This window comes from Acetobacter sp. DmW_136, from assembly GCF_008690365.1.
GTDB lineage: Bacteria > Pseudomonadota > Alphaproteobacteria > Acetobacterales > Acetobacteraceae > Acetobacter > Acetobacter oryzifermentans.
The window spans coordinates 1-10,877 of record NZ_VHON01000010.1; the positions used below are offsets into that span (position 1 = coordinate 1).

8 protein-coding genes, 1 tRNA gene and 1 pseudogene are annotated in these 10,877 nt (G+C 47.0%); 2 read left to right on the forward strand and 8 right to left on the reverse strand.

Translation table 11 applies throughout. From position 1 onward, the window contains the following. Positions 1-86: 86 nt before the first annotated feature. Entirely contained in the window at positions 87-455 is a 369-nt protein-coding gene (locus FKW31_RS04735) for a helix-turn-helix domain-containing protein (protein WP_003626381.1), read from the reverse strand. A 369-nt stretch (positions 456-824) separates the two neighbouring features. Here FKW31_RS04735 and hmpA point away from each other — a divergent pair, with 369 nt between their 5' ends. Further along, positions 825-2,039: an NO-inducible flavohemoprotein gene (gene hmpA / locus FKW31_RS04740; protein ID WP_063354540.1), complete on the forward strand. Its 1,215-nt coding sequence runs from the start codon at positions 825-827 to the stop codon at positions 2,037-2,039. 55 nt (positions 2,040-2,094) lie between these two features. Here hmpA and FKW31_RS04745 read toward each other — a convergent pair whose 3' ends face one another. The 5 genes from FKW31_RS04745 to cysG all read right to left on the reverse strand — a co-directional run bounded on the left by FKW31_RS04745 (position 2,095) and on the right by cysG (position 7,563). Then, on the reverse strand, positions 2,095-2,769 hold the full coding sequence (locus FKW31_RS04745) for a methionine ABC transporter permease (protein WP_150177949.1): 675 nt from the start codon (positions 2,767-2,769) through the stop codon (positions 2,095-2,097). Further along, positions 2,750-3,733, reverse strand: a complete 984-nt coding sequence (locus tag FKW31_RS04750) for a methionine ABC transporter ATP-binding protein (RefSeq protein ID WP_150177950.1) — start codon at positions 3,731-3,733, stop codon at positions 2,750-2,752. Before FKW31_RS04750 ends, FKW31_RS04745 begins: the two co-directional genes overlap by 20 nt. Continuing rightward, on the reverse strand, positions 3,730-4,542 hold the full coding sequence (locus tag FKW31_RS04755; protein ID WP_006115902.1) for a MetQ/NlpA family ABC transporter substrate-binding protein: 813 nt from the start codon (positions 4,540-4,542) through the stop codon (positions 3,730-3,732). Before FKW31_RS04755 ends, FKW31_RS04750 begins: the two co-directional genes overlap by 4 nt. A 98-nt stretch (positions 4,543-4,640) precedes the next feature. After that, positions 4,641-6,068: an FAD-binding oxidoreductase gene (locus FKW31_RS04760; RefSeq protein ID WP_063354543.1), complete on the reverse strand. Its 1,428-nt coding sequence runs from the start codon at positions 6,066-6,068 to the stop codon at positions 4,641-4,643. 91 nt (positions 6,069-6,159) lie between these two features. Beyond that, positions 6,160-7,563, reverse strand: a complete 1,404-nt coding sequence (cysG, locus tag FKW31_RS04765) for a siroheme synthase CysG (RefSeq protein WP_150177951.1) — start codon at positions 7,561-7,563, stop codon at positions 6,160-6,162. Between the two features lie 406 nt (positions 7,564-7,969). Here cysG and FKW31_RS04770 point away from each other — a divergent pair. Then, positions 7,970-8,045: transfer RNA gene (locus FKW31_RS04770), tRNA-Glu, on the forward strand. Between the two features lie 845 nt (positions 8,046-8,890). On the opposite strand, the gene FKW31_RS04785 is transcribed toward FKW31_RS04770, so the two are convergent. Beyond that, the gene (locus FKW31_RS04785; protein ID WP_150177952.1) at positions 8,891-9,982 is read right to left on the reverse strand and encodes a nuclease-related domain-containing protein; all 1,092 of its coding nucleotides are present in this window, start codon (positions 9,980-9,982) and stop codon (positions 8,891-8,893) included. A gap of 420 nt (positions 9,983-10,402) precedes the next feature. Further along, positions 10,403-10,877 (reverse strand): annotated as a pseudogene (locus FKW31_RS04790) (hypothetical protein); the annotation flags it as partial.

Sequence of the window (10,877 nt, forward strand, 5' to 3'; positions counted from 1 at the left end):
ACACATCACTCACAGGCCCACCCTCCATCGGTAAGCCTCTGAATCACAACCGCTCGCTCAGTTCAATAAATTAATAGGTCCTGAGCCTAGTCTTCCTGTCGGGCCATCCGGGCCTGCCGTTCTAACCATTTTTGAGCAGATACTTTGCGAGATGGATCAAGCATACGGTAAAGCCGGATCACATCATGCTCATCGGGTGTAATCACCAACTCAATATCTTCCTGCACGTAGCCGGTCAGAAAAATTTCTGGGTCAACATTAAAAAGTGCCGCCAGTTTGGGAATATGCTTTCTGGCGCTTCCTTCCCGTCCGGTTTCCCAAAAAGCGATAGCTGGCCTTGAAACCCCCAGCGCGTCGGCAACCTGCTGCTGCGTAAGTCCAGCGGATTTACGCAGGATCTTGATCCTTTGCCCAAGATCTATCCCGGGTGAAATAACGTCGTCCTGGTCAGCCATTGCTCTTTATATCCATTGCTCCAGAGTTACCGTGGTTCTTGTAGCATGCCCAATATTTTATGGTTGCCATATTTCATGCTCTGCAAAGTATGGCAGATCATTGCAAACTTAATAACCTGATAACATATTTTGTTATATGCAATAAGTAGTCTTAGATTTACAGAAATGCAAAATCAAAAATGTCTTTTTCCACAAATCGTTTAATATTAGCCATTATCTAACATAACATCCCAAATATAGTGCATCCATACACTTAAATATTGCATGCATCACAATGCAGCCATCTCTGCACAAAAGATGTGCATTATTGACATCTTTTTATGTGCCTATAAGATGTAACTGAAATACATTTTATACGGAATCCTCTCCATGCCTTCACCACTTGATGCAAAAACAATCTCAATCATAAAGGCCTGTGTCCCTGCGCTTGAAGCACACGGGCTGGATATTACGCAGGAAATGTATAAACGCCTGCTCTCCAACCCCGATATTCGGGATCTTTTCAATATGTCTCACCAAAAAGATGGTGAACAACCCAAAGCCCTTGCCTTGGCTGTGCTGGCTTATGCCCGCAATATAGAGAACCTAGGCGCACTAGGCGGCATGGTTGAACGTATTGCTGAAAAACATGTTGGACTGAACATTCTTCCAGAGCACTATCCCTACGTCGCTGATGCACTTTTGGGAGCGATTGCTCAGGTATTAGGTGATGCCGCCACCCCCGAAATTCTGGAAGCATGGGGGAAAGCTTACTGGTTCCTGGCAGAAATTCTAATTGGCCGTGAAGAACAGATTTACGAGGCCCATGCCGCAGCACCAGGTGGATGGGTAGGCTGGCGGCCCTTTACGGTACGACGCAAAGTGCGGGAAAGTGATACCATTACATCCTTCGAGTTGGTGCCTGTTGATAACAAACCCATTATGAAGCACGAAGCCGGGCAATATCTCAGCTTTAAGCTGGATGTTCCTGAGCATGGCTCACAACGACGCAACTACAGTATTTCCTCCGAACCCGGCGCAGATCATTACCGCATTAGTGTTCGTCGGGCAGATGGGGGTGTGGTTTCTCAATGGCTGCATGATACTGTGCAAGAAGGACAGGTTCTGGACGTTTCTGCACCAGCAGGAGATTTTACCCCCGGAACAGAAAAAAACAGCAAAATCGTTCTGCTGTGTGCAGGTGTTGGACAAACACCTTTTATTTCTACCCTTGGTGCATTTTTGAAAGATGGCACCAAGCGCAATATCCACTACATCCACGGTGTTCACACTGCACAGGATGAAGCATTTACGGATTATATCTCTGCCTTGGCTGAAAAAGATGCTCTTGAAGCTGATATTTTCTATAGCCACTCCCCTGTGCCCACAAACCGTTCAAGCAAGAACGTGACGCTGCATGAAGGCAGAATCAGCGCAGAATGGATTAAACCTCGTGTAGATATAACCGCAGATTACAATATCTGTGGCCCCGATAGCTTTATGCGAGATATGATTAAAGTTCTCACAGAAGCTGGTGTGCCGGAAAACCAGATCCATTATGAACTCTTTGGGTCTGCGGCTGATGCAGAACTTGTAGGCGCTTAATTTTACAATGTTGGCCTCTCTATTTGATGAAGAATAGAGAGGCCATTTTTAAACTTTAGTCGGCTATTCTGATGCGCTCAGAATGGCGTAATATGCGGGAAAGCCAGTTGCCCAAAGCCTGCATCCCCGTCACCAACACAATCAATACGGCGACCACTCCTAACATCACGGTAGTGTTAAAGCGCTGATAGCCATAACGAATAGCCAGATCCCCCAAACCGCCAGCCCCAATAGTGCCAGCCATAGCTGATGCACCCACTAAGGTCACCAGTGTAACCGTTATGCCAGATACAAGCGCTGGCATGCTTTCTGGTAGCAAAACATAACGGATAACCATCCACCGTGTTCCGCCCATGGCACGTACGGCGTCCACCAATCCACGATCAACTTCCCGCAACGAAACCTCGGCAATGCGTGCAAAATACGGAATAGCAGCAATGGAAAGCGGAACAATGGCAGCCGTTGTGCCCAACGCACTTCCAACAACTATCCGCGTAAATGGAATAAGCAGCACCAGAAGAATAATAAATGGCACAGCCCGGATGGCATCAATTACCACACCAAGTAAACGTGGCAGCGCAGGCAATGGGTAAAGGCCACCACGCCCTGCAACAACCATAAAAACAGCTAATGGCAGCCCAAAAAGTACTGCAATAACCCCAGATACCAGCACCATTATCAGCGTTTCGACTGTAGCGTGCCATAGCAGATCAAGAATGAGCCGGGACATATCCTACCACTTCTGCTGCATGACAATTTTGCTGAAGAAAGTTCATGGTCGCAACGGAAACATCTCCAATCTGCAACAAAACATCCAACACTTGATATTCCGCATCCTCGGCAGGAATAACGCGCAACAAAGATGCCTGTGTCTGGCACATCTGCTGTACGTTTTGCAGTAACGGCGCCATAATTAGGTTCTGATCCACCGTTAACCTGACCACTGCATGACTCCCTTCTTGTGGGCTGCGTTCCATATTCGGGGGTAAGGCAGCTTGCAGGCTGGTTTCTTCCAAAATATCCGCCGGAAGGCCTCGTGCCACAACCCGGCCATGATCCAACACAAGAACATGCCTGGCTAATGCACGCACAACGTCCATTTCATGTGTAATAAAAACAATAGTCAGCCCCAATTCACGATTGATGCTGTTTAACAAAGCCAATATCGACTCTGTCGTTTCAGGGTCCAACGCAGAAGTGGCCTCATCACACAACAGCAAGGCAGGTTGTGCTGCAAGGGCACGGGCGATACCAACACGTTGCTTTTGCCCACCAGAGAGCATAGCCGGATATTTATGAGCATGATCGACCAAACCCACCAGATCAAGCAGTTCCGCTACACGCTTCACGCGCTGATCCCGTGGTATGCCTGCAATTTCTAATGGCAAAGCCACATTGGCCGCCACAGTGCGGGATGTCAGCAAATTGAAATGCTGGAACACAAGCCCAATACGCCGGCGTAAAGGAATAATCTGAGATTCTGGAAGAACCGCCAGATCCTGCCCTTCTAACAAAATACGCCCCGATTGGGGACGATCCAGCCCGCACAAACACCGTAATAGGGTGGACTTACCCGCCCCAGAGCGCCCGATGATGCCGAGACTATCGCCTTTTTCAACCGTAAACGAAATATCCTTAAGGGCAGGCTGCCCGCCAAATGAGCGGGTAAGATGTTCAACCTGTAAAAGACTCATGACCAACCCGGCACAACGGCACCATGAAAAGCCTGTGCCAACGCCTGTTTGACATTATCTTGCTGAAAAGCTGAAACCAGCTTGCTCACCCATGGTGCGCCCTTATCTGCTTCGTTCACCGCAATAAAGCAGACATACGGGTTATTTTGCGGGGCTTCCTGCGCAATCCGCTCTTTCTGTAAATCAATACCTGCTTTGTTGGCCCAATCTGTATTTACCACAGCAGCATCCATATCTGGCAGCGCGCGACCCACCATTCCGGCATCCATTTCTTTTACAGAAATCTGGCGTGGGTTTTCGGTAATATCCAATGCAGTCGGCACTAAACCAGCATCTTCTGCCACTTTAATCAGCCCCAGTTTTTGCAGCAGCAAAAGGGCACGCCCTTCATTTGTTGGGTCATTAGGCACACCAATAACTGCTTTGTTGGGCAGTTCTGCAACAGACTTCCAGCGTCGAGAATACAAACCTATGGGAGACAGATACGTGTTGCCGACAGACACAATATGGAAATTCTTGGCCTTGTTCTGTGCTTCCAGAAATGGCCCATGCTGGAACGCATTTGCATCCAGTTCGTGCTCAGCCAATGCCTCATTCGGCGCATTGTAATCTGAAAACGGAATAATCTTGAGTGTCAGCCCTTCCTTGGCAGCATTTTCTGCCACCACACGCCAAACATCTTCATCTTCACCGGCAATGATGCCGATCCGCAAAACCTGACCATCTGCACGCGCAACACCGTAGGGGGCCATCATGGCCACGCCCATTCCGGCAAGCATTACCCTACGGGATAAAAAGGACGAAGACATGATTTATAGTCCATTCCAGATAAATACGATTTTGTGTGTATAAACAGAAAATAACACGTAAATGTCAAGTTTATACGGGCGAGCCACCCGTACGCTCCTTACCCTTTGAACACAGGCCCTTCTGGCAACAGCTTGCCGGGATTTAGAATGTTCAACGGATCCAGCGTTGCTTTCAACGCCCGCATGACAGACAGAGCCCCTGCCCCGTGCTCGGTTTCAAGAAATTCCAGCTTGCCCAAACCCACACCATGTTCACCACTGCATGAGCCCCCCATCGCCAAGGCTCGTGCAACAATCTTGCGATCAAGATCAAGCGCGCGGGCATGCCCGGTATCACTATCTTCTGTCATGATCAGGGTATGGAAATTGCCATCACCAACATGGCCTAAAATAGCAGCCTGCAAGCCAGAGGCCGCAATATCCTGCCGAACGCCATCTATCAGATCTGCCAAGCGAGAAATGGGCACAATGCAATCCGTGCTGATAACACGCGCGGCAGGATCAATCGCCTTGGCAGCCCAAAACGCATTGTGCCGCGCCTTCCAAAGGCGTGCGCGCTCATCCGCCGTATCGGCCCACATAAAGCGCAACCCATTGTTTTCGCGCGCAATGTCTTCCGTAACACTCACCTGTTCACGCACGGATTCTGGCGCACCAGCAAATTCAAAAAACAGGGTTGTAAGAGGCTGTAGATCTGTCAGGCCAGAATAACTGATACTGGCAGCCATCTGCACATCGTCCATCAGTTCCACCCGGGCGATAGGCACCCCCATCTGGATGATTTCAATAGCTGTACTGACGGCATCATGCAGATTTTCAAACTGGCAAATGGCAGCCGAAAGCTGTTCGGGAATACCATGGAGGCGCAACTGCACTTCTGTAATAATCCCTAGCGTGCCCTCAGACCCTACGAACAAAGAAGTAAGATCATACCCGGTGGAAGACTTGCGCACCCGCCCACCAGTACGAATAACCTCTCCATTTGCCAGCACAACAGTTAACCCAAGCACATTTTCTTTCATGGTGCCGTAACGCACAGCGGCTGTGCCAGAAGCACGCGTGGCGCACATGCCGCCCAATGTTGCTTCCCCACCCGGATCAACCGGAAAAAACAAGCCCGTATCCCGCAACTGAACATTCAGCACTTGCCGGGTCAGACCCGCCTGCACACGACAATCCAGATCAGCCGGATTAACTTCCAGCACTTCTGTCATACGGGAAAGATCAAGGCTAATGGCATGCTCTGGGGGCGTAACATGCCCTTCCACCGATGTGCCTGCCCCAAATGCAACCACTGGAACCTGATAATGATGGCAAAGCTTGAGCACTTCGGACACATCCGCCGTGCTTTCAGCAAACACCACGGCAGTGGGCATACGGGCCACCTGCAAAGCCTCTCCATGACTATGGGCTTCACAAACAGACTCATTGCACGAAACACGTTCATTAAACTGTGCTTTTAGTTCCGCCAGCACAGCCTCAGCCCGCTTGGCAGCGTCTGCATGGGGTAATGAAGTGTTTATCATATTCTGTCCTGTCTTTCCGATAAGAGGCGACTTTTTTAAATCGGCTGGCAAAGGTGCCGCAAATATCAACGGCTTGATCTTGTATCTTAAATTAATAACGCGGTGAGATCACACGATGGCGTACAACCTCTCCAACAATCACCAGTGCCGGACTTTGTATCTGCTGTTCGGCCACCAGTGCTGGTAGGGTCGCTAATGTGCCCTCGCATACTCTCTGCTCTGGCAAAGTACCTTTTTCCACAACAGCGACAGGCCAGTTTTCAGGCAATCCGTGCTTAACAAGCTGGGCACAAAGCTGAGAAAGCATTGTTAGCCCCATATAAATCACCACTGTCTGATTTTTAAGAGCAATGGTTTCCCATTCCAGATTCAGCACGCCATCTGCGCGCGCATGTCCCGTAATAAACAGGCAGGCCTGCGCGCAATCACGATGTGTAAGCGGAATACCAGCATATGCCGCACATCCATTGGCAGCAGAAATACCCGGAATAATCCGGAACGGCACACCGGCCTCTACCAATGTTTCCAGTTCTTCCCCACCTCGGCCAAATATAAAAGGATCTCCGCCTTTCAGACGCAAAACCCGCTGGCCAGCCTGTGCACGACGCACCAGTTCATGATTAATGTCTTCCTGTGGCAATGTATGACGATTGCGCTTTTTTCCTACAAAAACACGTTCGGCATCTCGCCGCACGTAATTCAAAATTTCTGGGCCGACCAGATTGTCATACAGAATAACGTCCGCATCCTGCATAAACCGTAAAGCTGCCAGAGTTAGCAAATCAGGATTACCCGGCCCTGCCCCAACCAACCAGACCTCACCGCGGGCAGCGTTCCCCTCTTCCAGCTCCTGCAGGCTGCGTGTGGCTTCAACCGTATTGCCTGTCAAAGCAACGCGTGCACCTTCTCCATCCAGAAAACGTTCCCACAACTGCCGGCGTGCCGAAGTATCAGGGATACGCTGGCGCAATTCATCCCGCATAGTGGACATAAAATCTGCCAGACGGTGCAGACCTTCTGGCAGAACACGCTCCACCATTGTTCTTAACCTACGGGCAAGAACGGGAGCGGCTCCTCCAGTAGAAATAGCAACCTGCACTTTCCCTCGTGTGACCAATGCAGGCGTAATAAATGTGGAAATAGCCGGATCATCCACGGCGCAAACTGGCACATTCTCCGCTTTGCATAGAGTGGCAAGTGCTTGGTTCAGATCTCGATCATTGGTTGCCAGATAAACCAGACGACAGCCAGCAAGGCGCGGCTGCAAATCCTGTGCAGATGTATCCTGTGGAAAATGGTGTATGGTGCCTTTATCCACCATCCGTTCAAGTTCGGAACACAAGGAAGCCGAAAGCACCTCAACCCGCGCACCTGTGGATACAAGAAGCTGCACCTTGCTAGCGGCAACATTTCCGCCACCCACAACAAGAACCCGCTCGCCTTCCATGCGAAACACGACGGGAAACCAACCTGTATTTTCTGACAAACCTTGCATAGCGCCTCTGCAAGCAGGCTTCTGCTCTAGATGCAAGAGCCCAAACACCTCAAACGCGAAAAAGATTTCCAGACCCTACCTTTATGGGCAAAAAGCCGCCTGTTTAATGTATGAAAATTGCTGACATAAATTGGAACGCACCTATTCAATATTTGGAAAAGTTATATTCTCTGAAGCTCGGTGTTGACCCAGCTTACCAACTTCACCCTTGCTACATGACCTTTATGAACCTTCCCTATTATTATCATATGCTTTTGGATGTTTGCGTTAGCTCTCCCCTGTAATTGGCCGTATTCTGCCAAAAATCAAACGTTTGCCTGCGTTTTTCCACCAAATACGTATACACTCCAAAAGAATCTGCTTGTGCTGAAGATATTTTTCTCGTAGGAAGCCGCATCAGCCTCTTGTCCCGTTCGTCTAGAGGCCTAGGACACCGCCCTTTCACGGCGGCAACACGGGTTCGAATCCCGTACGGGACGCCAATATTTCCAATGACTTAGAGTTTTGGTCACGGAATAATTAACGGTTTTTGGGTTCACCACCAAAAAAAACGATAAGCACATGGTTCCATGCAAAGGCTATGCTGGGCCCAAGCGAAATTCACCACGAAAGATCGCATCACTTCCGCCAAAACCGCTGCTCTAGCCACAGGCCGCCCACTTCCTGTCGAGATTGAATATCGCGGCAAGAGCCAGTATCGAGCCAGCAAGCGCATCGCGGACGGAAAAAATATCTACCAGACCTTCTACTTAGCCAAACTGATACGACGCTGACCGGACAGAACGTCTGCCAGCCAGAGCTTGACCAGTTCCAGATACGCGACCACTGGGACGACAAAGCATCCGTGAACTGGTCGACCACCATGTGCGCGAGAAGATGCAGACCCGGGAGAATGATCGCAAGGGTCACATCCCCGCCATTCTTCAAGACGAGATCGCACAGCAGGCACTGTCGATCTGAGCACGACGGCAGTCCGTGGCTTCTGGAACCGGCTGGCCAAGAAATACAGCGGCGCTACAGTCGTCAAACGCCTTAACCTGCTCGCCGCGATCTGTCAGCATGGGCTCGTAGAGTGGGACTTACCCTTCTCAAAAAACGACCACCGCAACAGCGGTTAAGTGCCCGACTAGCGCAGGCAAGAAGTACAACTCGTCTTATAGGCGACAAACACAAGCATTTTCTGAACCTACTAGCATCTCGTTAAGAACTCTGGGCTTGCCTCAAGGAGTGGTGTGCTCTCGCAACCAGATACGAAAAAACAGAAACATTGTTCCTTGCCGCCATCCACATTGCTGCCGCAGCAGAATGAAACAAGCCCTAACAGACCCTAATAATTTAATTGTTTTTTATGCTTCTCTTGTAGTTCTGACTGTTTTTTCAAAAACCCCAAAAGAATAGACCATGCATCTTCAACTTCCTTATAATCTATATAAGGCACATCTGATAATGGGGGCCTACAATCATTACCCAAATATTCCTTTAATCTGGACGGCCTGACAATTCTATTTTCAATATAACTGTCACATCTTGTTTTTCCTGCAAGAACAACAAGAGAAAAAATATTCTTTTCTTCTAAACCCGTTGTTAATCTTACAGCATCAACATGCATCTGGTTTTGTCGGAGAGGACTATAAAATTTATATCTTTGATCTGATTCTGGATCATCTGGTTGCCGAACCCAGTTGTAGTCATCTTTTGGATCATGAGAAATATATCCACTATAGTATTTTGTTTCTATAACAAATATTCCCCATGGAACTTTCACAATATGATCAATCTGCGTTACTTTTTTACCTGTTGGGGAGTTATATTCTATATATATATTTTTTAATATCCCCCTATTTTTTCTAATATCTTTTATGTATTTATTAACAATACATTCTCCTGCAAACCCTTTCCTTTCAGCATACGATTTCTCAGGAGCAGACGGTTCCTCCTGAAAAGATTGCTCATCATCAATATCTATTATCTCAGGCGTAGATGCCCTGCCATGAAATACAGTGCTCTGGGCTATAGACGATCTGAATTCATATTTGGAAGTAGGGCTTTGATGTGTTGATGATTTAAATGTGTAAGAATTATCTTCTTCAGATGGCTTTTCCTTTGAAGCATCCTGTTTCTGATTGGATACTTTTTCGGTATCTCTACTGGCGGCTTCAATTACAATAGCGGCTAAAACAGCTAATACTAGACAAATTATCCAGTGCGCCAAAATAAAATAGAAAATAATTATTGATATTTTAAATAATATATATATTGCCACTATTGCAAGAAGAAACCTTAACACCACTCTCTCCATAACAGAATAAAAAATAAAAAATGTTCCATAATTTTCAATACAATTTCCGCAAATTTTGTCACCATAAATTTCTAAGATATTTTCTAGAAAATATTCTAATTTCGAAACATTAATTGACAATTAGGTTGCAGAAAACTGGATTATACCCTAAAATATAAGTTCAATATTCAAATAATTACAAAAAAATCTGTATTTTTTACGTCGAATAAGAAAATATGGAAGAATTCATATTATATAAAATATTTTCTTATATTTAAAAATACTTAATTTATCCCAATTTTTCTTTATAACGCTTGAATGCATTATAAGCAAAATCAAGATGAAATTGAATGTTTGATAACTCTTCAGATGTTTTATTCAGGATGCCACATAAAGCCAGAGGATTTGGAAATACATGGTCACATTTCTGTGCGATGTCCATCCGGCTTGTCACATAACACGAGTGAGTGCACGTTAATGGATCGCGGACAATTTCTATTAGAACAGAAAAATTTCCTTATTCTATGACAGATATATGCAAACGGTAATCCAGTAATCTTCCTATAAAATAAGTAGATTTTGAGAAAGAATTTTCTCAGCATATGGTATTTCTGAATGTGCATTACCCTTTATGACAGCGCTAATTTTAGCGATGACCTGCTGTGACGTAATCAGACGTGTACACTCAAACTGATGTGGTGTATTGGCGTGACGAGGGCACCAGAGAAAATCATGATGATCAAAGCGTTCACGCTCATCATTCCAACAAAAATTACATGTATACCAATTGATAATACGGTAAGAAATATGATTCCAGACAATAGCTGTGCCATGTACAGATTTTTGATCAATACAGATAACCCGGTAGCCCTGCTTTTTAAGATAGGCAACAATCTCCATCCACCCAGTGGGATTGTTCCAGTATTTACACTGAGTGCTGGCCTGCACAGCAATACAGACATATTTTTCGGCTATCGGGCGTGTTTCATCAGACAAAGCAAGTTTGGGTGCTTCTTCCGCAGGATCAACACCTAGA